This is a genomic window from Pseudomonas sp. MF6751 (assembly GCF_016613265.1).
GTDB classification, from domain to species: Bacteria; Pseudomonadota; Gammaproteobacteria; order Pseudomonadales; family Pseudomonadaceae; genus Aquipseudomonas; species Aquipseudomonas fluorescens_BV.
The window spans coordinates 37,925-63,846 of record NZ_JAENSV010000003.1 but is presented as its reverse complement, the minus strand read 5'-3'; the positions used below and the strand labels follow the sequence as shown (position 1 = coordinate 63,846).

At 59.7% G+C, this 25,922-nt stretch carries 33 protein-coding genes and 1 riboswitch; of the genes, 19 read left to right on the top strand and 14 right to left on the bottom strand.

Translation table 11 applies throughout. The annotated features are described in order from the left end of the window. Nucleotides 1-121: 121 nt before the first annotated feature. From lptB to JJD66_RS03730, 5 genes are read right to left on the bottom strand one after another with little or no spacing between them, the layout of a single operon-like run. Nucleotides 122-847, bottom strand: coding sequence for an LPS export ABC transporter ATP-binding protein (gene lptB / locus JJD66_RS03750; protein ID WP_003188582.1), 726 nt, complete (start codon nt 845-847; stop codon nt 122-124). Beyond that, complete coding sequence (lptA, locus tag JJD66_RS03745) at nt 847-1,380, bottom strand: lipopolysaccharide transport periplasmic protein LptA (RefSeq protein WP_032893554.1); 534 nt, start codon at nt 1,378-1,380, stop codon at nt 847-849. The genes lptB and lptA overlap by 1 nt, the downstream gene beginning before the upstream one ends. Then, nucleotides 1,367-1,939, bottom strand: coding sequence for an LPS export ABC transporter periplasmic protein LptC (gene lptC, locus JJD66_RS03740; RefSeq protein WP_014716937.1), 573 nt, complete (start codon nt 1,937-1,939; stop codon nt 1,367-1,369). The genes lptA and lptC overlap by 14 nt, the downstream gene beginning before the upstream one ends. Nucleotides 1,940-1,947: 8 nt before the next feature. Next, complete coding sequence (locus tag JJD66_RS03735) at nt 1,948-2,472, bottom strand: KdsC family phosphatase (protein ID WP_054897015.1); 525 nt, start codon at nt 2,470-2,472, stop codon at nt 1,948-1,950. Next, nucleotides 2,473-3,447 carry a KpsF/GutQ family sugar-phosphate isomerase gene (locus JJD66_RS03730; protein WP_034126314.1) on the bottom strand — a complete coding sequence of 325 codons (975 nt, stop codon included), beginning with the start codon at nt 3,445-3,447 and terminating at the stop codon, nt 2,473-2,475. A gap of 310 nt (nt 3,448-3,757) precedes the next feature. On the opposite strand from JJD66_RS03730, the gene JJD66_RS03725 reads away from it, so the two are divergent. From JJD66_RS03725 to hisC, 10 genes are all read left to right on the top strand, one after another. Beyond that, entirely contained in the window at nt 3,758-4,567 is an 810-nt protein-coding gene (locus JJD66_RS03725; RefSeq protein ID WP_003188590.1) for an ATP-binding cassette domain-containing protein, read from the top strand. Further along, a complete protein-coding gene (mlaE, locus tag JJD66_RS03720; protein ID WP_003188592.1) occupies nt 4,567-5,364 on the top strand; it encodes a lipid asymmetry maintenance ABC transporter permease subunit MlaE in 798 nt (265 codons plus the stop codon). The genes JJD66_RS03725 and mlaE overlap by 1 nt, the downstream gene beginning before the upstream one ends. Then, entirely contained in the window at nt 5,364-5,831 is a 468-nt protein-coding gene (gene mlaD / locus JJD66_RS03715) for an outer membrane lipid asymmetry maintenance protein MlaD (protein ID WP_200647600.1), read from the top strand. The genes mlaE and mlaD overlap by 1 nt, the downstream gene beginning before the upstream one ends. A gap of 11 nt (nt 5,832-5,842) precedes the next feature. Further along, nucleotides 5,843-6,490, top strand: coding sequence for an MlaC/ttg2D family ABC transporter substrate-binding protein (locus JJD66_RS03710; protein ID WP_054919319.1), 648 nt, complete (start codon nt 5,843-5,845; stop codon nt 6,488-6,490). Next, a complete protein-coding gene (locus JJD66_RS03705) occupies nt 6,487-6,792 on the top strand; it encodes an STAS domain-containing protein (RefSeq protein WP_105225788.1) in 306 nt (101 codons plus the stop codon). The genes JJD66_RS03710 and JJD66_RS03705 overlap by 4 nt, the downstream gene beginning before the upstream one ends. Nucleotides 6,793-6,906: 114 nt before the next feature. Next, a complete protein-coding gene (locus JJD66_RS03700) occupies nt 6,907-7,146 on the top strand; it encodes a BolA family protein (RefSeq protein WP_003188597.1) in 240 nt (79 codons plus the stop codon). A 23-nt stretch (nt 7,147-7,169) separates the two neighbouring features. Further along, on the top strand, nt 7,170-8,435 hold the full coding sequence (murA, locus tag JJD66_RS03695; RefSeq protein ID WP_034126315.1) for a UDP-N-acetylglucosamine 1-carboxyvinyltransferase: 1,266 nt from the start codon (nt 7,170-7,172) through the stop codon (nt 8,433-8,435). Nucleotides 8,436-8,646: 211 nt separating this feature from the next. Continuing rightward, on the top strand, nt 8,647-9,282 hold the full coding sequence (gene hisG / locus JJD66_RS03690; RefSeq protein WP_003188599.1) for an ATP phosphoribosyltransferase: 636 nt from the start codon (nt 8,647-8,649) through the stop codon (nt 9,280-9,282). A 128-nt stretch (nt 9,283-9,410) separates the two neighbouring features. Continuing rightward, the gene (gene hisD / locus JJD66_RS03685) at nt 9,411-10,727 is read left to right on the top strand and encodes a histidinol dehydrogenase (RefSeq protein ID WP_054919317.1); all 1,317 of its coding nucleotides are present in this window, start codon (nt 9,411-9,413) and stop codon (nt 10,725-10,727) included. A gap of 3 nt (nt 10,728-10,730) precedes the next feature. Then, complete coding sequence (hisC, locus tag JJD66_RS03680) at nt 10,731-11,783, top strand: histidinol-phosphate transaminase (protein ID WP_200647599.1); 1,053 nt, start codon at nt 10,731-10,733, stop codon at nt 11,781-11,783. A gap of 123 nt (nt 11,784-11,906) precedes the next feature. Here hisC and JJD66_RS03675 read toward each other — a convergent pair whose 3' ends face one another. Both JJD66_RS03675 and upp read right to left on the bottom strand, forming a co-directional pair. Continuing rightward, nucleotides 11,907-13,181: a uracil-xanthine permease family protein gene (locus tag JJD66_RS03675; RefSeq protein ID WP_057701581.1), complete on the bottom strand. Its 1,275-nt coding sequence runs from the start codon at nt 13,179-13,181 to the stop codon at nt 11,907-11,909. A 2-nt stretch (nt 13,182-13,183) separates the two neighbouring features. After that, nucleotides 13,184-13,822 carry a uracil phosphoribosyltransferase gene (gene upp, locus JJD66_RS03670; protein ID WP_003188608.1) on the bottom strand — a complete coding sequence of 213 codons (639 nt, stop codon included), beginning with the start codon at nt 13,820-13,822 and terminating at the stop codon, nt 13,184-13,186. Nucleotides 13,823-13,986: 164 nt separating this feature from the next. Here upp and JJD66_RS03665 point away from each other — a divergent pair, with 164 nt between their 5' ends. The 3 genes from JJD66_RS03665 (at nt 13,987) to JJD66_RS03655 (ending at nt 15,493) form a co-directional block, all read left to right on the top strand. Then, a complete protein-coding gene (locus JJD66_RS03665) occupies nt 13,987-14,544 on the top strand; it encodes a hypoxanthine-guanine phosphoribosyltransferase (RefSeq protein WP_005784869.1) in 558 nt (185 codons plus the stop codon). A gap of 3 nt (nt 14,545-14,547) precedes the next feature. Beyond that, a complete protein-coding gene (locus JJD66_RS03660) occupies nt 14,548-15,015 on the top strand; it encodes a WbuC family cupin fold metalloprotein (RefSeq protein ID WP_198708260.1) in 468 nt (155 codons plus the stop codon). A gap of 190 nt (nt 15,016-15,205) precedes the next feature. Next, nucleotides 15,206-15,493, top strand: coding sequence for a PA4642 family protein (locus JJD66_RS03655; RefSeq protein ID WP_003188614.1), 288 nt, complete (start codon nt 15,206-15,208; stop codon nt 15,491-15,493). A gap of 99 nt (nt 15,494-15,592) precedes the next feature. On the opposite strand, the gene mqo is transcribed toward JJD66_RS03655, so the two are convergent. Together mqo and JJD66_RS03645 are read right to left on the bottom strand one after the other, a co-directional pair. Next, the gene (gene mqo / locus JJD66_RS03650; protein WP_034126319.1) at nt 15,593-17,131 is read right to left on the bottom strand and encodes a malate dehydrogenase (quinone); all 1,539 of its coding nucleotides are present in this window, start codon (nt 17,129-17,131) and stop codon (nt 15,593-15,595) included. Nucleotides 17,132-17,858: 727 nt separating this feature from the next. Next, nucleotides 17,859-18,092: a hypothetical protein gene (locus JJD66_RS03645; RefSeq protein WP_105225791.1), complete on the bottom strand. Its 234-nt coding sequence runs from the start codon at nt 18,090-18,092 to the stop codon at nt 17,859-17,861. A 183-nt stretch (nt 18,093-18,275) separates the two neighbouring features. Between JJD66_RS03645 and JJD66_RS03640 the strand changes: the two genes are divergently transcribed. Continuing rightward, the gene (locus JJD66_RS03640; RefSeq protein WP_034126321.1) at nt 18,276-18,860 is read left to right on the top strand and encodes a YajG family lipoprotein; all 585 of its coding nucleotides are present in this window, start codon (nt 18,276-18,278) and stop codon (nt 18,858-18,860) included. Between the two features lie 60 nt (nt 18,861-18,920). Here JJD66_RS03640 and JJD66_RS03635 read toward each other — a convergent pair whose 3' ends face one another. Continuing rightward, nucleotides 18,921-19,130, bottom strand: coding sequence for a hypothetical protein (locus tag JJD66_RS03635; RefSeq protein ID WP_105225792.1), 210 nt, complete (start codon nt 19,128-19,130; stop codon nt 18,921-18,923). 182 nt (nt 19,131-19,312) lie between these two features. Between JJD66_RS03635 and JJD66_RS03630 the strand changes: the two genes are divergently transcribed. Next, a complete protein-coding gene (locus JJD66_RS03630) occupies nt 19,313-19,570 on the top strand; it encodes a hypothetical protein (protein ID WP_034126322.1) in 258 nt (85 codons plus the stop codon). Between the two features lie 76 nt (nt 19,571-19,646). Here the strand turns inward: JJD66_RS03630 and JJD66_RS03625 are convergent, their stop codons facing one another. Next, the gene (locus tag JJD66_RS03625; RefSeq protein WP_169918829.1) at nt 19,647-20,810 is read right to left on the bottom strand and encodes a 1-acyl-sn-glycerol-3-phosphate acyltransferase; all 1,164 of its coding nucleotides are present in this window, start codon (nt 20,808-20,810) and stop codon (nt 19,647-19,649) included. A gap of 132 nt (nt 20,811-20,942) precedes the next feature. Here JJD66_RS03625 and JJD66_RS03620 point away from each other — a divergent pair, with 132 nt between their 5' ends. The 4 genes from JJD66_RS03620 to JJD66_RS03605 all read left to right on the top strand — a co-directional run bounded on the left by JJD66_RS03620 (nt 20,943) and on the right by JJD66_RS03605 (nt 22,994). Then, complete coding sequence (locus tag JJD66_RS03620) at nt 20,943-21,125, top strand: CPXCG motif-containing cysteine-rich protein (protein ID WP_200647598.1); 183 nt, start codon at nt 20,943-20,945, stop codon at nt 21,123-21,125. An 11-nt stretch (nt 21,126-21,136) separates the two neighbouring features. Further along, nucleotides 21,137-21,397 carry a putative signal transducing protein gene (locus JJD66_RS03615; protein ID WP_105225794.1) on the top strand — a complete coding sequence of 87 codons (261 nt, stop codon included), beginning with the start codon at nt 21,137-21,139 and terminating at the stop codon, nt 21,395-21,397. A gap of 37 nt (nt 21,398-21,434) precedes the next feature. Then, nucleotides 21,435-22,055 carry an SOS response-associated peptidase gene (locus tag JJD66_RS03610; RefSeq protein ID WP_198715675.1) on the top strand — a complete coding sequence of 207 codons (621 nt, stop codon included), beginning with the start codon at nt 21,435-21,437 and terminating at the stop codon, nt 22,053-22,055. 120 nt (nt 22,056-22,175) lie between these two features. Beyond that, entirely contained in the window at nt 22,176-22,994 is an 819-nt protein-coding gene (locus JJD66_RS03605) for a M48 family metallopeptidase (protein WP_014716953.1), read from the top strand. A gap of 49 nt (nt 22,995-23,043) precedes the next feature. Here the strand turns inward: JJD66_RS03605 and JJD66_RS03600 are convergent, their stop codons facing one another. From JJD66_RS03600 to JJD66_RS03590, 3 genes are all read right to left on the bottom strand, one after another. Continuing rightward, nucleotides 23,044-23,628, bottom strand: a complete 585-nt coding sequence (locus JJD66_RS03600) for a TMEM165/GDT1 family protein (RefSeq protein ID WP_014716954.1) — start codon at nt 23,626-23,628, stop codon at nt 23,044-23,046. Nucleotides 23,629-23,715: 87 nt separating this feature from the next. Next, a riboswitch (yybP-ykoY riboswitch) is annotated at nt 23,716-23,836 on the bottom strand. Nucleotides 23,837-23,886: 50 nt separating this feature from the next. Then, entirely contained in the window at nt 23,887-24,885 is a 999-nt protein-coding gene (locus JJD66_RS03595; RefSeq protein ID WP_200647597.1) for a class I SAM-dependent methyltransferase, read from the bottom strand. Between the two features lie 30 nt (nt 24,886-24,915). Further along, the gene (locus JJD66_RS03590; RefSeq protein ID WP_197901435.1) at nt 24,916-25,881 is read right to left on the bottom strand and encodes a 2-hydroxyacid dehydrogenase; all 966 of its coding nucleotides are present in this window, start codon (nt 25,879-25,881) and stop codon (nt 24,916-24,918) included. Nucleotides 25,882-25,922 lie beyond the last annotated feature (41 nt).

The following is a 25,922-nucleotide window of genomic DNA, read 5'->3' as shown; positions in this document are numbered from 1 at the left end:
CAAACATAAGCAAATTATATGCCTGATCTCGGTGCCTTTGCCTAGAGCGTGGTAACAATAAAAAAAACGAGGTTTCTATTGACTCCCGCGCGCTCCAGGTAAAAGCGCGATACCCCTGTGTTTACAGGCGGAACTCGTGACCCAGGTACACTTCCTTCACCAGCTCGTTGGCCAGAATGGTTTCGGCATCGCCTTCGGCAATCAACTGGCCATCATTGACGATATAAGCGGTTTCACAGATATCAAGGGTCTCGCGCACGTTGTGGTCGGTGATCAGCACACCAATGCCCTTGGCCTTGAGGTGATGGATGATCTGCTTGATGTCACCTACCGAAATCGGGTCGACACCGGCAAAGGGCTCATCCAGCAGGATGAATTTCGGCGCGGTCGCCAGGGCGCGGGCGATTTCCACGCGACGACGTTCACCACCGGACAAGCTCATGCCGAGGTTGTCGCGAATATGGTTGATGTGGAATTCCTGCAGCAGGCTTTCCAGCTCCTGGCGGCGGCCATCGCGATCGAGTTCCTTGCGGGTCTCGAGGATCGCCATGATGTTGTCGGCTACCGACAGTTTACGGAAGATCGACGCCTCCTGCGGAAGATAGCCGATACCTGCCCGTGCACGACCGTGCATGGGTTGGTGGCTGACGTCCAGGTCGTCGATCAATACGCGACCCTGGTCCGCCTGGACCAGCCCGACGATCATATAGAAGCAGGTGGTTTTGCCGGCACCGTTAGGGCCGAGCAGGCCGACGATCTGGCCGCTGTCGATCGACAGGCTGACGTCGCGTACCACCTGGCGGCTTTTATAGGCCTTGGCCAGATGCTGGGCTTTCAGGGTTGCCATTACTCGGCCTTCTTCTTCGGCTGGATAACCATGTCGATGCGTGGGCGGGGTGCGGTGACCTTGTTGCCGTTGGCGCGACCGGCGTTAGCGATCTGCTTCACGGTGTCATAGGTGATTTTTTCACCTTCCGTGGAGTTGCCGTCCGGGCTCAGCACCTTGGCCTGGTCAATCAGTACGATGCGGTTCTGCTGGGCGTGATACTGGATAGTCTTGCCGTAGCCTTTCATGGGGCCCGTATCGGTAGCGGACTGCTTCTGCTCGAAATAAGCCAGATTGCCGACCGAAGTCACCACATCGATATCGCCGGTCTTGGTACGAGTCAGGGTCACCGTGTTGCCGGTAATCTTCATCGAGCCCTGGGTGATGATCACGCCGCCGGTGTAGGTGGCGACACCTTGCTTGTCATCGAGCTGCGCATCGTCAGCCGAGATGTGGATCGGTTGCTGGCTATCGTTCGGCAGAGCCCAGGCGCTCACGCTTCCCAGTGCTGCGCCCAGACCGAGCAAAATAGGGAGAGTTTTAACGAGCCTCATACTGTCCTCTTACGTTCGATAGCAGGTGTATCCTGCTTTCTTTCAAATACGCTTTCATTCCCTTGCCAGTCGATACACCGCCAGCGCCGTCGATTCTAACGTCTTGCTCGGTCTGCGCATATTGCTTCTGTGGGAATACGGTCATGCGACTGCTGGTAATGATGGTGTCGCGGTTCTGCGCGTCTGTACGTGCGACGCGAACCGAGTCGATCAGTTCAACTTCGGTGCCGTCAGGGTTGACTTCGCCACGCTTGCTGGTCACGTGCCAGGGAAATTCGGTGCCGCGATACAGGTTCAGGTCCGGATTGGTCAGCAGGCTGACTTCGGAAGCCTTCAAGTGCTCGACCTTGTCCGATGTCATCTCATACTGCACCTTGCCGTCGGGCAGATACTGAATGCTGTAGGCATTGGTGGCGTAATAGTCGATAAGGCCTTCGTCAACCTGCGCAACAGGCTTGTCGAGAAAGCGCTCCGGGCTGATATTCCAGTAGCCCACCGCCAGGAGCAGCGCGGCGATGACCCCGAATAACAGGAAGTTGCGAATCTTTTTACTCAGCATATAACGCTCTATAGGTAGGCGGCGTGGGCCGCTTCAAGACTGCCCTGGGCACGCAGGATCAACTCGCAGAACTCGCGGGCGGCACCTTCGCCGCCACGGGCGGTGGTGATGCCATGGGCGTGTTCGCGGACAAACGCCGCGGCATTTGCGACGGCCATGCCCAGGCCCACCCGGCGAATCACCGGCAGGTCTGGCAGGTCGTCGCCCAGATAGGCGACTTGTTCATAGCTTAGGTTGAGTTGGCCAAGAAGCTCGTCCAGCACCACCAGTTTATCCTCGCGGCCCTGATACAGGTGAGGAATACCGAGGTTTTGTGCACGGCGTTCCACAACCGGTGTTTTTCGACCGCTGATAATTGCGGTTTGCACGCCCGCTGCCATCAGCATCTTGATGCCTTGGCCGTCGAGGGTGTTGAAGGTCTTGAATTCGCTGCCGTCTTCGAGGAAGTACAGGCGGCCATCGGTCAGCACGCCGTCAACGTCGAAAATCGCCAGCTTGATGTCTTTACCGCGTTGCAACAGGTCGCTGTTCATTTACATCACTCCTGCGCGCAGCAAGTCGCCAAGGTTAAGGGCCCCGATCGGCCGGTCATCGTCGTCGACCACGATAAGAGCACCTATGCGGTGATCTTCCATGATTTTCAACGCTTCGGCCGCGAGCATTTCGGCGCGCGCGGTCTTGCCGTGAGGGGTCATCACTGCGTCGATGGTCGCGGTATGGATATCAATGGTGCGGTCCAGGGTGCGACGCAGGTCACCGTCGGTGAATATCCCTGCCAGTCGGCCATCGGTTTCGACGATGGCAGTCATGCCCAGGCCCTTGCGGGTCATTTCCATCAGCGCATCCCTGAGCAGGGTGCCGCGTGGAACGCTCGGCAGCTCGGCGCCGCGATGCATGACATTTTCCACTTTCAGCAGCAGGCGACGGCCCAGTGCGCCACCCGGATGGGAAAATGCGAAGTCCTCGGCCGTAAACCCGCGGGCCTCCAGCAGTGCCACCGCCAGGGCATCGCCCATTACCAGCGCGGCGGTAGTGGAGGAGGTGGGCGCCAGGTTCAGCGGGCAGGCCTCATGGGCTACGTGCACGTTCAGGTTCACGTCGGCGGCCTTGGCCAGCGTTGACTCAGGGTTGCCAGTGAGGCTGATCATCTGGATGCCCAGGCGCTTGATCAGCGGCAGCAGGGTCACGATTTCGTTGGTAGTACCGGAGTTGGACAGGGCGAGGATCACGTCGTCCTTGGTGATCATGCCCATGTCGCCGTGGCTGGCTTCGGCCGGGTGCACGAAAAACGCGGTGGTCCCGGTGCTCGCCAGGGTCGCTGCGATCTTGTTGCCAATGTGGCCGGACTTGCCCATGCCGACCACCACAACGCGGCCCTTGCTGGCCAGAATCATCTCGCAGGCGCGCACGAAATCCGCGTCGATATGCGCCAGCAAGCCCTCTACGGCTTCAAGCTCAAGGCGTATGGTGCGTTGTGCGGATTGAATAAGGTCGCTGGATTGGCTCATGTCTGAAATCGTATAGCCTGACGAAAAGTCGGCGATTATAGCGGTAATGATCAATTCCCTCACGCAAGTTCGTCAGGCTTTGTGCGCGGGATAACTGAAAACCACCGTCGGTAACATAGCAAGCAACGTTTTTTCCCTGTCTCAAATCTGAACCAGCGCTGTTCCGGCCTTGGGGGCTCTGTACCAGCAGTGATATAGTTCGCCGCCAGTTCGGTCCGCCCAACCCATGTGCTCAACTATTGCGCATCTGTTGAAAACCAAAGTCGCACACATGGTGTCTGAGTGAAAGGCTGCATCCCAAGGAGATTAGATGAGTGCCGATAACGCCTACGCGGTCGAGCTGAAGGGTCTTACCTTCAAGCGCGGTACGCGCAGCATCTTCAATAACGTCGATATTCGCATTCCTCGCGGCAAGGTCACGGGCATCATGGGGCCTTCCGGTTGCGGCAAGACCACCCTGTTGCGTCTGATGGGCATGCAATTGCGCCCCAGTGCCGGGGAAGTGTGGGTCAACGGCCAGAACCTGCCAACGCTGTCGCGCAGCGATCTGTTCGATGCGCGCAAGCATATGGGCGTGCTATTTCAGAGCGGCGCGCTGTTCACCGACCTCGATGTGTTCGAAAACGTAGCCTTCCCGCTGCGGGTGCACACCCAGCTGTCCGATGAGATGATTCGTGACATCGTGTTGTTGAAACTGCAGGCCGTAGGGCTTCGCGGCGCCATCGACCTGATGCCGGACGAGTTGTCCGGCGGCATGAAGCGCCGTGTCGCCTTGGCGCGGGCGATTGCCCTCGACCCACAGATCCTCATGTATGACGAGCCATTCGTAGGTCAGGACCCGATCGCCATGGGCGTGTTGGTGCGCCTGATCCGCCTGCTCAACGATGCATTGGGGATCACCAGTATCGTGGTTTCCCACGACCTGGCCGAAACCGCGAGCATCGCCGACTACCTGTATGTAGTGGGTGATGGTCAGGTGCTGGGGCAGGGTACGCCTGAAGAGTTGATGAACGCCGATAACCCGCGCATTCGCCAATTCATGACCGGCAACCCCGATGGCCCGGTGCCTTTTCACTTTCCGGCAGCGGACTACCGCTCAGATCTTCTGGGGAAGCGCTGATGCGCAAGACATCTCTTATCGAGAAGGTTCGCCTTTTCGGTCGCTCGGGCATCGACATCGTCGAAGTGCTGGGGCGTTCGACCATTTTCCTGTTTCACGCCTTGCTGGGGCGCGGCGGTATCGGCGGCGGCTTTGGCCTGCTGGTCAAGCAGCTGCACTCGGTGGGGGTGATGTCCCTGGTGATCATCGTGGTCTCCGGCGTATTCATCGGCATGGTGCTGGCGCTGCAGGGTTTCAATATCCTGTCCAGCTACGGCTCGGAGCAGGCGGTAGGGCAGATGGTGGCCCTGACCCTGTTGCGTGAGCTTGGCCCGGTGGTTACCGCCTTGTTGTTCGCGGGGCGTGCAGGTTCGGCGCTGACCGCTGAAATCGGCAATATGAAATCCACTGAGCAGCTGTCCAGCCTGGAAATGATCGGCGTGGACCCGCTCAAGTACATTGTTGCCCCGCGCCTGTGGGCCGGCTTCATTTCCCTGCCACTGCTGGCAATGATCTTCAGTGTGGTGGGTATCTGGGGTGGTTCGTGGGTGGCGGTTGACTGGCTGGGGGTCTACGACGGCTCCTACTGGGCCAACATGCAAAACAGCGTGACCTTCACCGGTGACGTGCTCAACGGCATCATAAAGAGCATTGTCTTTGCCTTTGTGGTGACCTGGATTGCCGTATTCCAAGGCTATGACTGTGAGCCCACTTCAGAGGGGATCAGCCGTGCCACTACCAAGACCGTTGTATACGCTTCGTTGGCGGTACTGGGCCTTGACTTCATTTTGACCGCCTTGATGTTTGGAGATTTCTGATGCAAAACCGCACTGTGGAAATCGGTGTCGGCCTTTTCTTGCTGGCTGGCATCCTGGCTTTACTGTTGCTTGCCCTGCGAGTCAGCGGCCTTTCGGCCAGCCCTACCGCCGATACCTATAAACTTTACGCGTACTTCGACAATATCGCCGGTTTGACGGTCAGATCCAAAGTGACCATGGCCGGTGTCACCATCGGCAAGGTCACGGCAATCGATCTGGATCGCGACAGCTTTACCGGTCGGGTGACGATGCAACTGGACAAGAAGGTAGATAATCTGCCAACTGACTCCACGGCATCTATCCTCACTGCGGGTTTGCTGGGCGAGAAGTACATCGGGGTCAGCGTGGGTGGGGAAACAGCCCTGCTCACGGATGGTTCGACCATCCACGACACACAGTCGTCGCTGGTGCTCGAAGACCTGATCGGGAAATTTTTACTCAATACGGTCAATAAAGACGCTAAATGAGGAATCTGTTCATGATCTCTACCTTGCGACGTGGCCTGCTGGTACTGCTTGCAGCATTGCCGATGATGGCCAACGCGGCAGGTTCTGCCCACGATTTGGTACAGGACACCACCAGCAAAATGCTGGCTGACCTCAAGGCTAATAAAGAACAGTACAAGCAAGACCCTTCCAGGTTCTACAACGCGCTCAACACGATCGTTGGCCCTGTGGTCGATGCTGAAGGCATCTCCAAAAGCATCATGACGGTCAAATATTCGCGCAAAGCTACGCCTGCGCAAATGCAGACGTTCCAGGAAAACTTCAAGAAGGGGCTGTTCCAGTTCTACGGTAACGCTCTGCTGGAATACAACAACCAGGGCATTATCGTTGATGCGCCCAAGGACGAGTCGGGCGACCGTGCCGAAGTCGGGATGAAAGTCTCCGGCAGCAATGGCGCCGTGTACCCTGTGTCCTACACCCTGACGAAGATCAACGGTGAGTGGAAACTGCGTAACGTGATCATCAACGGTATCAACATCGGCAAGCTGTTCCGTGATCAGTTCGCCGACGCGATGCAGCGCAATGGCAACGATCTGGACAAGACCATCAATGGTTGGGCCGGTGAAGTGGCCAAGGCCAAGGAAGAAACCGACAAAGCTGCCGGGAAGCCTGCGCAATGACCGAGTCGGCTGTTCGTATCGGCGACGCCGGCGAGCTGTTCCTCAGCGGCGTGCTGGATTACCGCACCGGGCCTGACCTGCGCAAGCAGGGCCAGGCGCTGATCAAGGCCTGCAAGGCGCCAGAGCTGGTGCTTGATTGCTCGGCGGTGACCAAGTCCAGCAGCGTCGGCCTGTCGTTGTTACTGTGCTTCATGCGTGATGCCGAGGCGGCGAAAAAGCCGGTCAGCATCCGTGCGTTACCAGAAGACATGCGCGAGATTGCCGAAGTTTCCGGTTTGACCGAGCTGCTGGCGCATCCCTGATACACATTATTAAAGAAGCCCTCCGTCAGAGTCCTGCTATGCGGGGTTCGCAGGCGCGGGGCTTTTTTGTATGATGTGCGACCCGTGCGCACTGGGCGCCGATAGAGGTTGAGCATGCAGGCCCTAGAAGTTAAGAGCTTCCTTGAAGGAAAGCTGCCTGAAACGACTGTAGAAGTCGAAGGCGAAGGCTGCAATTTCCAGCTGAACGTGATTAGCGATGAACTGGCGGCATTGAGCCCGGTCAAGCGTCAGCAGCAGATCTATGCCCATTTGAACCCATGGATCACCGATGGCAGCATCCATGCGGTCACTATGAAATTTTTCAGCCGCGCGGCCTGGGCCGAGCGCACCTGAGCCCCCAAGGCGTCGAGATTCTTATGGATAAATTGATTATTACCGGCGGTGCCCGCCTTGATGGCGAGATTCGCATTTCCGGTGCGAAAAACTCCGCCTTGCCGATCCTGGCAGCGACCCTGCTGTGCGATGGCCCGGTGACTGTGGCCAACCTGCCGCACCTGCACGACATCACCACCATGATCGAGTTGTTCGGTCGCATGGGCATTGAGCCGGTGATCGACGAGAAGCTGGCCGTCGAAATCGACCCACGCACCATCAAGACCCTGGTCGCTCCGTACGAACTGGTGAAAACCATGCGTGCGTCGATCCTGGTGCTGGGCCCTATGGTTGCCCGTTTCGGCGAAGCCGAAGTAGCCTTGCCTGGCGGTTGCGCCATTGGTTCGCGTCCGGTCGACCTGCACATCCGTGGCCTTGAGGCCATGGGCGCAGTCATTGACGTCGAAGGCGGCTACATCAAGGCCAAGGCGCCGGAAGGCGGCCTGCGCGGCGCGAACTTCTTCTTTGATACCGTCAGCGTCACCGGTACCGAGAACATCATGATGGCCGCTGCCCTGGCCAACGGTCGCAGCGTGTTGCAGAACGCCGCACGCGAGCCGGAAGTGGTCGACCTGGCCAACTTCCTCAACGCCATGGGCGCGAAGGTTTCCGGTGCTGGCACCGACACCATCACTATTGATGGTGTAGAGCGTCTGCACACCGCCACCTACAAAGTCATGCCTGACCGCATCGAGACCGGTACCTACCTGGTTGCCGCTGCCGTGACCGGTGGCCGTGTGAAGGTCAAGGACACCGATCCGACCATCCTGGAAGCCGTCCTGGAAAAACTCAAGGAAGCCGGCGCAGAGATCACCACCGGCGAAGACTGGATCGAGCTGAACATGCACGGCAAGCGGCCAAAAGCCGTCAACGTGCGTACCGCTCCGTACCCGGCGTTCCCGACCGACATGCAAGCGCAGTTCATCTCCTTGAACGCGATTGCCGAAGGCACCGGTGCCGTGATCGAGACCATCTTCGAAAACCGCTTCATGCACGTGTATGAACTGCACCGCATGGGCGCCAAGATCCAGGTCGAAGGCAACACCGCCATCGTCACCGGCATCGACAAGCTCAAGGGCGCGCCAGTAATGGCAACCGACCTGCGTGCCTCGGCCAGCCTGGTAATCTCGGCACTGTGCGCCGAAGGTGACACCCTGATCGACCGCATCTACCACATAGACCGTGGTTACGAGTGCATCGAAGAGAAACTGCAGATGCTCGGCGCGAAGATTCGCCGCGTACCGGGCTAGTCCCTGTTTGTGGCGAGGGAGCTTGCTCCCGCTGGACTGCGTAGCAGTCCCGCTCTTCGAGGGCCGCTTTGCGTCCCAGCGGGAGCAAGCTCCCTCGCCACAGTTTGTTGTTGACTGGTTTGTTTCAAATCGAGGCTGTCATGGCCTCGATCTGTGTCTGGCGCCGTTTGCGACCGGACAGCAATAGCCTGATGAAGGACTGACATTTCCCATGTTGACCATCGCACTGTCCAAGGGCCGCATCCTTGACGACACGTTGCCGCTTCTGGCTGAAGCGGGCATCGTGCCGACCGAGAATCCGGACAAGAGCCGCAAGCTGATCATCCCCACGACCCAGGACGACGTACGCCTGCTGATCGTGCGGGCTACCGACGTGCCGACCTACGTTGAACATGGCGCCGCCGACCTGGGTGTTGCCGGCAAGGACGTGCTGATGGAATACGGCGGCCAGGGCCTGTACGAGCCCCTGGACCTGCGCATCGCCCTGTGCAAACTGATGACCGCCGGCCGCGTCGGTGATGTCGAACCCAAGGGCCGCCTGCGGGTCGCCACCAAGTTCGTCAACGTTGCCAAGCGCTATTACGCCGAACAAGGCCGCCAGGTCGATATCATCAAGCTCTACGGCTCCATGGAGCTGGCACCGCTGATCGGCCTGGCCGACAAGATCATCGACGTGGTCGACACCGGCAACACCCTGCGCGCCAACGGTTTGGAGCCCCAGGATTTTATCGCTGACATCAGCTCCCGCCTGATCGTCAACAAAGCATCGATGAAGATGCAGCACGCCCGTATCCAGGCGTTGATCGACACCCTGCGCAAGGCAGTGGAGTCTCGACACCGCGGTTGACTCACCCGCGTAGCTGAAGAGCTACGCCCGTCTATCCGCCTCATAGCCAGAATTCTCAGGTGCCCAAGCGGAAACGACTGCTAGTTTAGGGCGCCTGAGTTTTTGCCAATTCTATTGAGGCCCTCGCTATGACCACGTCCACTGCAATTGCCCGACTCAACGCTGCCGACCCGGATTTCGCCCATCATCTGGATCATCTGCTGAGCTGGGAAAGCGTGTCTGACGACTCGGTCAACCAGCGGGTGCTCGACATCATCAAGGCCGTGCGTGAGCGCGGTGATGCAGCGCTGGTGGACTTCACCCGCCAGTTCGACGGCCTGGACGTGCAGTCCATGGCTGACCTGATCCTGCCGCGTGAACGCCTGGAGCTGGCGCTGACGCGCATCACCGCACCGCAGCGCGAAGCCCTCGAAGTCGCTGCGGCGCGGGTACGCAGCTATCACGAAAAGCAGAAGCAGGACTCCTGGAGCTACACCGAGGCCGACGGCACTGTGCTGGGCCAGAAGGTCACGCCACTGGACCGCGCCGGTCTGTACGTGCCGGGCGGTAAGGCGTCGTATCCATCGTCGGTGTTGATGAATGCGATCCCGGCCAAAGTCGCAGGTGTGACCGAAGTGGTCATGGTGGTGCCGACCCCGCGTGGCGAAATCAACGAGCTGGTGCTGGCTGCCGCCTGCATCGCCGGTGTGGACCGTGTGTTCACCATCGGTGGCGCCCAGGCCGTCGCAGCGCTGGCTTATGGCACCGAAAGCGTGCCGAAGGTCGACAAAGTGGTCGGCCCCGGCAATATCTACGTCGCGACTGCCAAGCGCCATGTGTTTGGCCAGGTCGGTATCGACATGATCGCCGGTCCTTCCGAAATCCTCGTGGTGTGTGACGGCCAGACCGACCCGGACTGGATCGCCATGGACCTGTTCTCCCAGGCGGAGCACGATGAAGACGCCCAGGCGATCCTGGTCAGCCCCGATGCCGAGTTCCTCGACAAGGTCGCCGCCAGCATCAATAAGCTGCTGCCGACCATGGAGCGTGCCGAGATTATCGAGAAGTCGATCAACGGCCGTGGTGCGCTGATTCTGGTGCGTGACATGGAGCAGGCCATTGAAGTGGCCAATCGCATCGCACCGGAGCACCTTGAGCTGTCCGTAGCGGACCCACAGGCCTGGTTGCCATCGATCCGTCACGCTGGGGCGATCTTCATGGGCCGTCACACCAGCGAAGCCCTGGGCGACTATTGCGCCGGCCCCAATCACGTGTTGCCAACCTCTGGTACTGCGCGTTTCTCGTCGCCGCTGGGGGTGTACGACTTCCAGAAGCGCTCGTCGATTATCTTCTGCTCGCCACAAGGCGCTTCCGAACTGGGCAAGACCGCCTCGGTGCTGGCCCGTGGTGAATCCCTCAGCGCGCACGCACGCAGCGCTGAATACCGCATCGTCAAGGGAGAGTAAGGCATGAGCAAATTCTGGAGCCCTTTCGTCAAGGACCTGGTGCCTTACGTACCCGGTGAGCAACCGAAGCTGACCAAGCTGGTCAAGCTCAACACCAACGAAAACCCCTACGGCCCATCGCCCAAGGCGCTGGCGGCAATGCAGGCCGAGTTGAATGACAACTTGCGCCTGTACCCGGACCCCAACAGCGACCTGCTCAAGCAGGCCGTGGCTAGGTATTACGGGATCGATGCCGGCAAGGTGTTCCTCGGCAACGGTTCCGACGAAGTCTTGGCGCACATCTTCCATGGTCTGTTCCAGCACGATCTGCCGCTGCTGTTCCCGGATATCAGCTACAGCTTCTACCCGGTGTACTGCGGCCTGTACGGCATCACGTTCGACGCGGTGCCACTGGACGAACAGTTCCAGATTCGGGCCGCTGACTATGCCAGGCCCAACGGCGGGATCATCTTCCCCAACCCTAACGCGCCCACCGGGTGCGTACTGGCGCTGGACGCGGTGGAGCAGATCCTCAAGGCCAGCCCGGATTCGGTGGTGGTGGTCGATGAAGCCTATATCGACTTCGGTGGCGAAACTGCCATCAGCCTGGTCGACCGTTACCCAAACCTGCTGGTGACACAGACTCTCTCCAAATCGCGCTCACTGGCCGGTTTGCGTGTGGGCCTGGCCGTGGGCCACCCAGACCTGATCGAAGCGCTGGAGCGGGTCAAGAATAGCTTCAACTCCTACCCGTTGGATCGGTTGGCGATTGTTGGCGCGGCGGCCGCGTTTGACGACCGTGAATATTTCGAGAAAACCTGCCAGTGGGTGATCGACAGCCGCAACCAGGTCGTCGCGCAATTGCAGGGCAAGGGGTTTGAGGTATTGCCGTCGGCGGCGAATTTCATCTTTGCGCGTCACCCGCAGCATGACGCTGCAGGGCTGGCCGCCAAGTTGCGTGAGCAAGGGGTGATCGTGCGGCACTTCAAGCAGGAGCGGATTGCTCAGTACCTGCGCATCAGCATCGGGACGCCGGAGCAGAACCAGGCGCTGATCGACGGGCTCGGCGAGCTCTAATTCTTTACAGGCTGTAAGGGCCTCATCGCGGGCAAGCCCGGCTCCCACAGGAAACTGCATTGCCCTGTGGGAGCCGGGCTTGCCCGCGATGAGGCCATCAGCTACACCAGAAAACTGGAAGGCTTAGATCAACGGCTCATCCGGCTTCTTGTTCTTCCAGCCATCATTGCCCGGCAGCAGCAAATTCAAACCAATCGCCACCACCGCACACAGGGCGATGCCCTTGAGGCCGAAATCATCCGGGCCGGTGCCGGTACCGACCAGCACACCGCCAATCCCGAACACCAGCGTTACCGACACAATCACCAGGTTGCGCGCCTCGCCCAGGTCGATCTTGTGGCGAATCAGCGTGTTCATCCCCACCGCGGCAATCGAGCCGAACAGCAGGCACAGAATCCCGCCCATCACCGGCACCGGGATGCTCTGCAGCAGCGCGCCAAACTTGCCGATGAATGCCAGGCTGATGGCAAACACTGCCGCCCAGGTCATGATTTTCGGGTTGTAGTTCTTGGTCAACATCACGGCGCCGGTCACTTCGGCGTAGGTGGTGTTTGGCGGGCCGCCAAACATGCCGGCAGCCGTGGTGGCGATACCGTCACCCAGCAGCGTGCGATGCAGGCCAGGCTTTTTCAGGTAATCGCGGCCGGTCACGCTGCCTACCGCAATCACACCACCGATGTGCTCGATCGCCGGGGCCAGTGCTACCGGGACGATAAACAGGATGGCCTGCCAGTTGAACTCCGGCGCGGTGAAGTGGGGCAGGGCGAACCACGGCGCAGCGGCGATTTTCGCCGTGTCGACCACGCCAAAATAGAACGACATGGCAAAACCCACCAGCACCCCGGAAATGATCGGCACCAGGCGGAAAATGCCCTTGCCGAACACCGCCACGATTAAGGTGGTGAGCAGCGCTGGCATCGAAATCAGCATCGCCGTCTGGTAGTGGATCAGCTCTGCACCGTCGCCGGACTTGCCCATGGCCATGTTGGCGGCAATCGGCGCCATGGCCAGGCCGATCGAGATAATCACCGGGCCGATCACCACGGGCGGCAGCAGCCGGTCGATAAAACCGGTGCCCTTGACCTTCACGGCCAGGCCCAGGAACGTATAGACGAAACCTGCTGCCATCACCCCGCCCATGGTCGCTGCGAGGCCGAACTGGCCCTTGGCGAGAATGATCGGGGTGATGAACGCGAAGCTCGATGCCAAAAATACCGGCACCTGCCGCCCTGTCACCACCTGGAATAGCAACGTGCCAAGGCCTGCGGTAAACAGCGCGACGTTTGGATCAAGACCTGTGATCAGCGGCATCAACACCAACGCGCCAAATGCTACGAAGAGCATTTGTGCGCCAGACAGGATCTGGCGCCAAAGCGGGTCGTTGAATTCATCCTGCATGTTCACGCGTCCTTCTGCTTGGTGCCGAAGATCTTGTCACCGGCATCGCCCAGGCCCGGGATGATGTAGCCGTGTTCATTCAGGCGCTCATCGATGGATGCGGTGTAGATCTGTACATCCGGATGGGCCTTCTCGACGGCGGCGATGCCTTCGGGCGCGGCCACCAGCACCATGGCGCGGATGTCCCGGCAACCGGCTTTTTTCAGCAGGTCGATGGTGGCGACCATGGAACTGCCTGTGGCGAGCATCGGGTCGATGATCATGGCCAGGCGCTCGTTGATTTCCGGGACGAGTTTTTCCAGGTAGGTGTGGGCCTGCAGCGTTTCTTCATTGCGGGCCACGCCCACGGCGCTGACCTTGGCGCCCGGAATCAGGCTGAGCACACCTTCAAGCATGCCGATACCGGCGCGCAGGATCGGTACCACGGTAATTTTCTTACCGGCGATTTTCTCCACTTGTACGGGACCGGCCCAACCGGGGATCTCGTAGGTTTCCAGGGGCAAATCCTTGGTGGCTTCGTAAGTGAGCAGCGCTCCGACTTCCTGAGCAAGCTCACGGAAGTTCTTCGTGCTAATGTCGGCACGGCGCATAAGGCCGAGTTTGTGTCGGATCAGCGGGTGGCGGATCTCGCGAGTGGGCATAGGAAAGGCTCCGGCGGCGGGCAAAAAAACCGGCCTAGATTAATCTATCCGAGGGTGTTGTCCTATAGACATCAAGTACGTTAGTCCATAAAGGCTTGATTGGAGCGCACGAGAAGCGTACCTTCGCCCGCTTTTCTTGCCACAGCACCCCCTTGGAGAGCGCCATGTCTGCTGATCTCGAGCATATCCGTCAAATCATGCACGAGGCTGACTGCCTGTACACCGAAGCGCAGGTCGAAGCAGCAATCGCCAAGGTCGGCGAGCACATCACTCGCGAAATGGCCGACACCAACCCGGTGGTCTTCTGCGTGATGAACGGTGGTCTGATCTTCGCCGGTAAATTGCTTACCCACCTGCAATTCCCGCTGGAAGCCTCATACCTGCACGCCACCCGTTATCGCAACGAAACCAGCGGCGGCGACTTGTTCTGGAAGGCCAAGCCGGAAGTGTCGTTCATTGACCGCGATGTGCTGATCATCGATGACATTCTCGATGAGGGTCACACTTTGGGTGCGATCATCGACTTCTGCAAACATGCCGGTGCGCGCAAAGTGCACACCGCTGTACTGATCGATAAAGACCACGATCGCAAAGCCCGTCCTGAACTGAAAGCCGATTTTGTGGGGCTGCCGTGCGTCGACCGCTATATTTTTGGTTATGGCATGGACTACAAAGGCTACTGGCGTAACGCCAATGGCATCTTTGCCGTTAAAGGAATGTGATTGATGGCCCGCTTTCTTGATCAGACTCTGTTTGCCGAATTGGCCGAGAAAGCGGCCGCCAACCCCCGTGGGCGTCAGAACGTCAACTTCCATGAGATGCAAGAGCCATGTCATCGCATGGCGGTCGGCTTGCAGCCCAGCACCTATGTGCAGCCTCATCGTCATATGAGCGCCGATAAGGCTGAGACCTTGCTGGTGCTCAAGGGGCGCCTGGGAATCCTGATTTTCAGCGAGACCGGCGAACTGCTCAGCAAGCGTGTGTTGCAAGCCGGCGGAGAGTGCCAGGGCGTAGACCTTTCGCCGGGCGTTTTTCATGGCCTGGTGGTGCTGGAGCCAGACAGCATCATGTTTGAATGCAAAGCAGGCCCTTACCGTCCTGTCGGCGATGGCGAACTGGCAAGCTGGGCGCCTCGTGAAGGCGAGGTGGGGATGGCGGAGTATCACCGCTGGATGCTTGCTCAGTTCGATTGAACACTGAAATCCAAATGTGGCAGGTGGCGTCTGTTTGTAATTGGATGGACTCGCCCAAGCCGTGGCGCATAGACGCCTCGGCTTGGGCGAGTCCATCCAATTACAGGTATTAGGGCAAGCCCCTCCCACATACTGCGTCGCGCAGGTAGACTTCAAACCCCGTGTAAATGTCTGCAGGCTGGAGTCGGTAATGCGTAAAGATAAGAAACAGGTGATTGGCGACGAAATCGGTGACGACCAGATCAAGTTGTTCCTGGACTTCGAGCCGGTTGATGCAACTTCGCCGTCTCTGCACAAACTGATCAAGGCTTACCGTGGTCTGCGTATCGACGACTTCGAGCGTTTCCTGGGCTTTTTCAAAGAAGCAGGCCTGGACCTGGACGGCAAGGACGAGCATGGGCAGACCTTTGTCGACCTGATCAAGGACCAGCGCAACGCCGCCGAGTACATCGAACTGATCGACAACGCCCGCGGCTGATTATCCGAGCCAAAAAAAACGCCCCGGCTTCAGAGTCCGGGGCGTTTTGCTTTTAACGGTAGGAGCGAGCTTGCTCGCGAAGAACCTGAGAGCGGCGCGTTAATCCACTTGCGCCGCGTTATCGTTGACGTTTTTCGCGAGCGAGCTCGCTCCTACAGGTTCCACCAGCTCCAGGCTGATGTTGTTCTGTGTGTTGATCTTGCGATACAGCTCGGCGTCCGTCTCCAGCACTTTCTCGCGCGCCGGGAAGATCTCGTGCAGCTTGGTGGCCCATTCACCGGCGGCTTTCTGCGGGAAGCAGCGCTCGATCAGCTCCAGCATGATCGAGACGGTGACCGAAGCACCAGGAGACGCGCCCAGCAGCGCTGCAAGCGAACCATCCTTGGCAGCAACCAGTTCGGTGCCGAACTGCAGCACGCCGCCTTTCTTCGGATCTTTCTTGATGATTTGCACGCGCTGGCCGGCCACTTCCAGGCGCCAGTCTTCGGCTTTCGCCTCGGGGTAGAAGCGACGCAGGGATTCCAGGCGCTGTTCCATGGACTGGCGCACTTCGCTGACCAGGTACTTGGTCAGGTCCATGTTGTCGCGGGCCACGGCCAGCATCGGGCCGATGTTGCCGGCGCGAATCGACATCGGCAGGTCAAGGAACGAGCCGTGTTTGAGGAACTTGGTGGTGAAACCGGCGTATGGCCCGAACAGCAGGGATTTCTTGCCATCCACTACGCGGGTGTCCAGGTGCGGCACGGACATCGGCGGCGAGCCCACGGCAGCCTGGCTGTAGACCTTGGCCTGGTGCTGCTTGACCACTTCCGGGTTGTCGCAACGCAGCCACTGGCCGCTCACCGGGAAGCCGCCGAAGCCTTTGCTCTCTTCGATGCCCGAGGCCTGCAGCAATGGCAGCGCCGCACCGCCAGCGCCGAGGAATACGAACTTGGCATCGACGTCGCGGCTGTTACCGCTGTTCACGTCCTTGATGCTCACGGTCCAGCCCGCGCCGTTGCGCTTGAGGCCGGTCACGCGTTTGCAGTACTTGACCTGGGCGTCCGGCGAGCTGGTCAGGTGGCTGAGCAACTGATTGGTCAGGGCGCCAAAGTTGACGTCTGTGCCGTTCATCACACGGGTGGCGGCGATTTTTTCATCGAGCGGGCGGCCCGGCATCATCAGCGGCATCCACTCGGCCATTTCGCTGCGGTCTTCGGTGTAGTGCATGTCCGAAAACGCGTGGTGCTGGCTGAGGGTCTCAAAGCGCTTCTTGAGGAAGGACACGCCTTTGTCGCCCTGCACGAAGCTCAGGTGCGGCACCGGGCTGATGAACGACCTGGACGAGCCAAAGGTGCCCTTTTTGGTCAGATAGGCCCAGAACTGCTTCGACACCTCGAACTGGGTGTTGATGTGCACGGCTTTCTTGATGTCGATGGAGCCATCGGCGGCCTGCGGCGTGTAGTTCAGCTCACACAGCCCGGCGTGGCCGGTACCGGCGTTGTTCCACGGGTTGGAACTCTCCGCGGCACCCGAATCCATCAGCTCAACGACTTCCAGCGTGAGGCCGGGGTCGAGCTCTTTGAGCAGTACGGCCAGGGTGGCACTCATGATGCCGGCCCCTACCAGTACTACGTCGACTGCTTCGTTATGCGCCATTTAACGCGTCTCCAAAATCTGCAGCACCAAATTGACGGCATGACTGCCAGGAGTGACGGGGCGGTTCACGTGTTGCCCCAGGTTACCCATGGCCAGGATCGCCATGTCCGATTCGCAATTCTTTGCAACTTCAGCACACGCTTCCTGCCGGGCTAATCTGCCTATGAACGCATTCATGGGCGCCTGTGGCAATTCGACTTATGGTCAAAGCGTGCGATTCGTGCAACCAATCCGTAGCGGACAGGCTCAAGCTCCGGTTTTTGAGGAAGGCTCGATCCTGTGTAATTGGGCTGACCCAGACGCTGATGGTGCTTGTACAAACGCCAAACTATTCATTTGCTCGCCACACTCTTGTGAAGTTGTGAAAACCCGTTTTTTCACGCTCTTTTGAAGACGTGAACCTCAAAAAAGGGCTGCCCCAGCCTGGCACCTGGCCCGTAAACCTCTGCCGACACGCGGCAAAACGGGCAAACAACTCAAGTGGCCGAGCGCAATGGCAGCTCTGGCAGATTCGATAAAAGACGGGGTGGTTTGCAAAGGAAACAGCAAGCACGCCAGCTTCACTCGATCTGTGTGGGCGGCTCTCTGTGGGCGATTTTGGGGCTAATGCCTGGGCATTAACGATGCTGCGAGGCCCGATCAGGAGACGTCCTTATAATCGGGGGGAGATTGTAGCGAAGAACGTCAGCGAAATGGGCGTGTTTTATGACTTTTATTAGGGGCCTGGTCAGGAGGCCAACGCTTGCCGGTGTCGTGGGCGAAAAACCTTTGGGCTGACCCGGGCGCTGGCCGGCAGTGGGCGGTGCATCCAGCCCAGGTGAGTCTCGGTCACTTCCACCCAGCCTTCACCGACGGGCGGCAGGCTGCACTGCTTGAAGGCCAGGCAATGTCCGTGGGCATCAAGCAAGGCAAAGTGACGATGGCGGGTGTGTGACATGAACAGGGTCTTGAGAAGGCGCATGGCTGTGTACCTAGTGTGTTACATGCTTGAAGGTTGCCAGTGTGGCATGACACTGGGGTGACGAATTTATGCGAATTTGTAATTTGCGCAGGGGCTTCAGCCGCCGTTCAGGATCGCTGGTGAGTGGTGCGCGTGCACCGTTATACTGGCGTCCTGTCTGCACCTAGTCCTGGAGAAATGCGTATGTTGCAACGCCTGTTGTTCGGTTTGATCACTGTGACCAGTTTGACCCTTGTCGGCTGCGCCAACAGCCCGCAACAACTCAGCCCGCAACCTAAAGTCACCGCGCAGTTGGCGGCGGTAGGCCATGGCCAGCCGGTGTCGGTACGCGTGGTTGACGGTCGTCCGTCGCCAACCCTGGGTTCGCGTGGCGGCCTGTATCCTGAGACCGCTCTGATTTCGGTGAACGGCCAGGATGTGCTGCCCAAGTTGCAGGCCCAGGCTGAAGCCGCTGTGCGTTTGCTGGGCTTTACGCCGACCAACTCGCCAGGCGTGCCGCAACTGACCGTGACCCTGGCCGAGCTGAAATACCAGTCGCCCAAAGACGGCCTGTATGTGACCGAGGCTTCCATCGGCGCTACCTTCAAGTCTGACGTCAGTGCCGGTACCCGCCGCTACAGTGGCCGCTACGCTGCCTCGCTCAACCAGCGGTTCGGCATGTCGCCCAACCAGGAAACCAACACCAAGCTGGTCAGCGACGTGCTCAGCGATGCCCTGACCCGCCTGTTCAAGGACCCAAGCATCGGTCAACTGCTCAGCGCGCAATAAGCCGCTCACAAAAAACCGGGCTCATCGCTGAGCCCGGTTTTTTTGTGCCTGTGGTTTTTGTCATGCGGCTGTATCGACATAAAAGTCCAACATGCTCACACCGGTAAGCAGATCCAGCTCCGGCAGATCGGCATGCTGGTGCCCGCCGAGGGCGCAATACACCAGCCAATGGCGGTCCTGGACGTTGAACGCGAGGCTGCCGATCAGCGCCTCCTGTTCATCACTCTGGGCGATCAGATACAGCCGATCCTGGTTTTGCGCATGCAACATGACAAGCTCCTCAAGCGTCGAAGGGCAACAGAGTGGCTTGTTAAGGTGACGTTCAGGTGACGGCGTAAATTACTGGATACATTAGCCGTCAATGGGGAAGGAGCATTAAAGGCGCAGGAGGCGACTGTCGTTCAGGTGTGTATCTGGACTGATACCCGAAGACTGATTTACCGAGGTTTGCGATGGCGCTGCCCGCACTGCTCATCAATATTGTTGCCCTGTTGGTTGCCTGCTCGGGCGCCTGGGTGTTGTTCATCACCCGTCTGCATGCACAGCGTGCGATAGCCGACCTGGCCCTGCGCAGCGAAGAGCGCGCTATCGACCAACCGATGCTGTTTCTGGATACACGCACCGAACGGGCGCATCGTCTGGCGTACCGCGTCGGGTTCGCCTGCCTTGGCCTGGCCCTGGCCATCTCCTGGCTCAGCACCCGCTTATAATTCCACTGCCAAACCAAATGTGGGAGCGGGCTTGCCCGCTCCCACACAAGCCTGCTCACATATTTTGGATGGATGCTTACAGAGGGATCCCAGCCTTGACTCGGTATTGGTTGCGTACCGGCGTCGCATACTGCACCACCAGATAAGGCCGATGCTCCGCCGGGCACTCGTTCAAGCGCCGCTCCCATTCCGCCTTGGCCTTGGCCAGCTCATCGGCCGGGAACACGTCCGCCGCCTTGGGCACCTGCAATTGCGGGTCGGCATCACTCCACTGCGCGTAGGCCAGGTAGTGCACCGGAAACAAGCGATAGCCGCCCAGTATCTGCCGGTCCATTTCTGCCGCCAGCAGCTTGGTGTCTTCGAAACGCTCGGTGATCGGCGGCGCAAAGTTCACGTGCACCCGGCCTTTATAGCCGGTAATGCCCAGGGCGATGCTCACATCATCCTCGCCCGGTGCCTTGGTGTAGGTGCCGGTGGTGGCGCGGATATACAGCTCGCGGGCCTTGGCGGCATCGCAGGGGTCGTACTCGTAGCTGATGGACACCGGCGTCAGGTTCAACGACTGGATGACCTCGGCAAATGGCTCGTCCTTGCGGCTGACGTGGAACATCTTGAGGATCGCCGATTCGGTACGGTCATCGCCATCCTTGGCCCGGCCTTCAGCCTGGGCAATCCAGATCGACTGGCAGTCGTTGCGTATCGAATGGTTGATGTAGGCCGACAGCAGGTTGTAGGCCGCCATCTTCTCCTTTCGCCCGGTAATCGAACGGTGCACGATGAAGCTCTTGTTCAGGCGCATCAGGTCGCTGACAAACGGCTTTTGCAGCAGGTTGTCGCCGATGGCGATGCGCGGCGTCGGCAGGCCGGCGTGGTACACGGCGTAGTTGACGAAGGCCGGGTCCATCACGATGTCGCGGTGGTTGGCCAGAAACAGATAGGCGGTGCCGGATTTCAGTTGCTCGACGCCGGTATAGGTCACGCCGTCGGTCGCCCGGTCAATGGTGTGGTCAACGTAGTACTCAACTTTGTCTTGCAGCGTGGCCACGGTGGTGACGCCAGCGAACTCGCGGCGCAGTTTGCGCGCAATCATTGGCTTGAGCAGCCAGCCCAGGGCGCCGGCAAAGCGCGGGAAGCGGAAGTGGGTCAGGATGTCCAGAAAGGCCTTGTCACTGAACAGGCGCGCCAGCACTGCCGGGACTTCGCTGTCGTTGTAAGGTCGGATGGTATCGAATTCGCCCATCATGCTCTCTTGTTAGAAACGGCTAGGGTAAGTAAAAGGAAATGTCAGGGTGCGGTCCGAATAAGGGGCCGGCCAAGAATAGCCCTGTAAATAGACCGGCGATTATACGCACAAGTCACCTGGGAGACTGCGATGCTCGAAACTGCGCTGTACGATTGTCCTTATTGTGGCGAAGAGGTCGAGACAACGGTGGATTTGTCCGGTGGTGACCAGACCTATACAGAAGACTGCCAAGTGTGTTGCCGGCCGATCAAGTTCGACCTGCAAGTTCATGGTGAAGAGTGGATGCTTGAAACCCGCAGCGAAAATGAATAACAGGTACGCCCATGCAGCGAATCTACGAACCGGAAAACCTGATGGAGGGCGAGTTGCTGCAGCAGATGCTTGCCAGTGAAGGCATCGATGCGCACCTGGTGGGACGCCATTTGCTCGGCGGCACGGGCGAATTGCCGATATTCGGCTTACTGGGGCTGGAGGTCGACAACGACCAGGCCGCCTGCGCCCGTGAGCTGATCACCGCCTATATCGGCGCCCAACCCTTGCCCGGCGACGAACCCGACAGCTTCCCCGACGTATTGGTCTGTTAGGCTGTCGGTCGGTTTACCCCAAGAGTCGTGTTGCCCCATGTGTGGACGTTATGCCCTGTTTCGCTGGAACCCTGCCTTTGCTGCCTTGCCCGGCTTCCCCGCCGACCAGCAGGCCCAGTGGAACATCTCCCCGAATGATTCGGTGCTGATCCAGCGCCTGAGCGAGGGCCAACTCACCCTGGCGCGTGCCCGTTGGGGCCTCACACCGCCCTGGCTGACAGACCTGTCGCGCACCCCGGCCCACGCCCGCGCAGAAACCCTGGCCGAACAACCGATGTTTCGTGAAGCCTTCCGCTTGCGCCGTTGCCTGCTGCCCGCCAATGGCTTTTATGAGTGGCGCGGCACCCAGCGCAAGCGCCCGTACTGGCTTACGCCGGGGGAGGGCTCCACGTTGTTCTTTGCCGCAGTGTGGGAAGCGTATCCGGTGCAGGAGCAAGTGTGGCTGAGCACGGCGGTGGTTACCCAGGCGGCGCAAAGTCAGCGACGGCCATTGATCCTGGACGCGGCAGGGCAGGCCGCCTGGCTCGACCCCGAGACACCGCTGCATGTGCTGCAGGGCCTGCTGGCGGCTGAGCCTGCCGTGCTGCGCGAGCGGGTGCTGGCCAATATGGTCAACGATCCGAAGCTCAATGGGCCGGAGTGCCTGACCCCGGCATGAGCTTTGCCCGTCGGGCCGCGTTCGGATGTATCTTAAATTCAGCGGTTAAACGTCCAGGGTATCTGGCGCAGATACAAATGACCGCCTACGATACGCGCCATGTTTTCAGGGAGCGTGTTCATGAAGAAGTCATTGGTGGTAAGTGGTTTGGTTGCAGCAATGCTGCTGGCGGGTTGCCAGTCGGTCAATACCACCAGCGGCGGCGCCGTTGGGGTAGAGCGCAAGCAGTACATGTTCAGCATGCTGTCGAGTCAGGAAGTCGACCAGATGTATGCCCAGTCTTATCAGCAGACCCTGGGTGAAGCCAGCAGCAAAGGGGTGCTGGACAAGACCAGCGCCAACGCCAAGCGCGTGCAGGCCATTGCCAAGCGCCTGATCGCCCAGGCTCCGACTTTCCGCGCGGATGCGGCCCAGTGGAACTGGGACGTGAACCTGATCAAAAGCGATGAGATGAACGCCAACTGCGGGCCTGGCGGCAAGATCCTGGTGTACAGCGGCTTGATCGACAACCTCAAGCTCACCGATGACGAGCTGGCTGCCGTGATGGGTCATGAAATCGCCCACGCCCTGCGTGAACACGGCCGCGAAGCCATGTCCAAGGCCTACGGTATCCAGATGGCCAAGCAGGGCGCCGGGGCAATATTCGGTCTCGGCCAGGACAGCCTGGCACTGGCCGATACCGTCGCCAACTACGGCATGACCTTGCCCAACAGCCGCAGCAACGAAAACGAAGCCGACCTGATCGGCCTGGAGCTGGCCGCCCGCGCTGGCTACAACCCGAACGCGGCCATCACGTTGTGGAACAAGATGGCCAAGGCTTCGGAAGGCGCACCGCCGGAATTCATGAGCACGCACCCGGCTTCGGACAGCCGCATCGCGTCCTTGCAGGCGGCGATTCCGAAGGTGATGCCGCTCTACCAGCAGGCCAAGAAGTCCTGATCACTGCGTGTAGGAGCGAGCAAGCTCGCTCCTACACGCAGTGATCGGTTTACAGCCAGCCGCTGCTCTGCATGGCCTTGTACACCGCAATAATCGCCAGCACGAAGAACGCCGTAGCCGCCAAGCGACGAATCAAGGTCAGCGGCAGTTTCTCCGCGGCAAAATTCCCCGCCAGCACCACCGGCACGTTGGCAATCAACATGCCCAGGGTGGTACCGATAATCACCAGCCACAGTTCCGGGTATTGCGCCGCCAGCATCACCGTGGCGATCTGGGTCTTGTCACCGATTTCGGCGAGGAAGAACGCAATCAAGGTGGTCAGGAAGGGCCCGAACTTACGGGTGGTACTGGCTTCGTCATCATCGAGTTTGTCTGGCACCAGGGTCCACAGCGCCGTGGCGCAGAAGCTCGCGGCGAGGATCCAGTGCAGCACCGCATCCGAGAAGAAACTCCCGAACCAGGCGCCCACGGCACCAGCCGCCGCATGGTTGGCCAGGGTCGCGGCGACGATGCCGGCGATGATCGGCCAGGGCTTGCGAAAGCGAGCAGCAAGGATGAGTGCGAGCAGTTGCGTCTTGTCGCCGATTTCGGCCAAGGCAACGATTGCGGTAGGAACGAGTAGTGAATCCAGCATCAGGTAGTTTCCAGGGGCGGGTCGACACGGCTATGACACGTACAGCCTTCCCGCCCCGGGTAAGGTGTGCGTGTCATAGGTCTTGTCAAACCCCGGTCCGTCTGTGCGGACTCCTGGGTCGCATACGCCATGGTCTGCTGACCAAGTATGTTGACGTATGCCGGACGAGCATGGGCTCGTGGGAGACTACTCCCCTAGGACGCTGCGGATTCTGCCTAGGCAAAATCCATTCGGCAAGCGTTCTTTTTCAAACGTCCGTCAGGGGCGCTTGGCGCGGTAAATGCGAAAACCATTGCCTTCGGCCTTGATTGCGCAGATGCCCAAATGCTCTTCGATCAGTGGCTGGTACTTCAGAAAGCTATTGGCAACCAAGCGAAGTTCGCCACCTTTTGCCAGGTGTTTCGCTGCTTTTCGCAGCAGGTTCTCCGTGGCGAAATAATCGGTATGCACGCCGACATGGAACGGCGGGTTGCTCAAAATCGCGTTCAAACCCATGGGCGCCGCGTCGATTCCGTCGCCGGTCAACACGTCCGCTTTCAGACCGTTCGCCGCCAGCGTCAGTCGGCTGCTGGCGGCGGCGAAGGCATCCACATCCAGCATCGTCACGGTGTTATGCGGGTAGCGGCGTTTGACCGCAGCCCCCAGTACGCCAGCGCCGCAACCGAAATCGAGTAGGTTGCCGCTGGGCAGCTTGTCCAAGTGCTCCAGCAACAACTCGGTGCCGCGGTCCAGGCGACCATGGCTGAACACACCTGGCAAGCTCACTACCTTCAGCGGGCCTTCTGCCAGGGGTACGTCGAAGACCTGCGCCAGGCTCTCAAGCTCCACGGCTTGCGGCGCGTTGGCGACAGTGACCTGCCATAGTTGGCAATGCCGTGCGCTATCGAGCTTGCGCGGTTTGCCGAACGGAACCATCTGCTTGGCGGCGCTTTCGATACCCCCCTTTTTCTCGCCGACCAGGAACAGCTCGGCGCCAGGCAGGCGCGCGGCCACGGCGTTGAGCAGGTAGTCGGTGAGGTCTTTGGACTTGGGCAGGAAAATCACCGCCGCATCAAAGGCGCGCTCGGGCACTGTCACGCCAAACTGGCTGCGTTCGGCGAAGCGCGCATCGAGCGCCGCCTGGTCACCGGCATGCCAGCACCAGCCGTGGGCATTGGGCAGGCGCCCAAGCAAATCGTCGGCAGGCAAACCTACCAGCAGCAGGTTGCCTTGAAAAAGTTCGGCCTGGCGAAGCAGTACTTCACTGCGCGGATCCATAGTCTGCTCCTTGAAAAGGGGCGCAGTTTATCAACTGACGACGCGCAGCGGGGCGCCGTTGAAAAAGCCCTGGGCGTTTTCCGTAAGCTGGCCGACGATACGCTGCCGTGCTTCGCGACTGCCCCAGGCGTTGTGGGGCGTGACGATCAAGCGTGGAATGTCTCCAGCCAGCAGCGGGTTGCCATTGACTGGCGGCTCGACACTCAGCACGTCAGTCGCTGCGCCGCCAAGGTGACCACTGCGCAGCGCGTCGGCCAGGGCCTGTTCATTGATCAAACCACCGCGCGCAGTATTGACCACAAATGCGCCGGGCTTGAGCAAGGCCAGTTCACGGGCGCCGATAAAGTCGCGGGTGTGTTCATTGAGTGGGCAATGCAGGGTCAGCGCATCGACCTGGGTCAGCAGTTCGTCCAGCGGCACACGGTCGGCGCGGGCAGGGCGCCCAGGTATCGCGCCGAGCATCACGCGCATGCCGAACGCTTCGGCCAGGCGTGCCACGGCACTGCCCAATTCACCATGGCCGAGCAGGCCGAGGGTTTTGCCTTCCAGTTCGACGATCGGATGGTCCAGCAGGCAAAACTGTTTGGCATGCTGCCATTTGCCAGCGGCCACATCCTGTTGGTAATCCTTCAAGCGCGTGGCGAGGTTGAGCAACAGCATGATCGTATGTTGCGCCACCGATGGCGTGCCGTAACCCTGGCAGTTGCTCACGGTAATCCCCTGGGCGCGGGCCGCTTCAAGGTCGATATTGTTGGTGCCGGTGGCCGACACTAGGATCAGCTTGAGCTCGGGGCAGGCCGCCAGGGTTTGTGCGGTGAGCGGGATTTTGTTGCTGATGGCGACTTGGGCGCCCTGCAAGCGCTCCCGCACATTTTCTGGCGTGGTCTGTTCAAACAACTGCAACTGGCTGAAGCAGTCATGCAAACCGCTGAGGTCGAGGTCGCCCAAGTCCAGCGAAGGGTGGTCGAGGAAGACGGCGCGGCGATTGTTCATGATCAACTGTACCTTTTGCGACGAGGTTCGAAGGCGTAATCTGC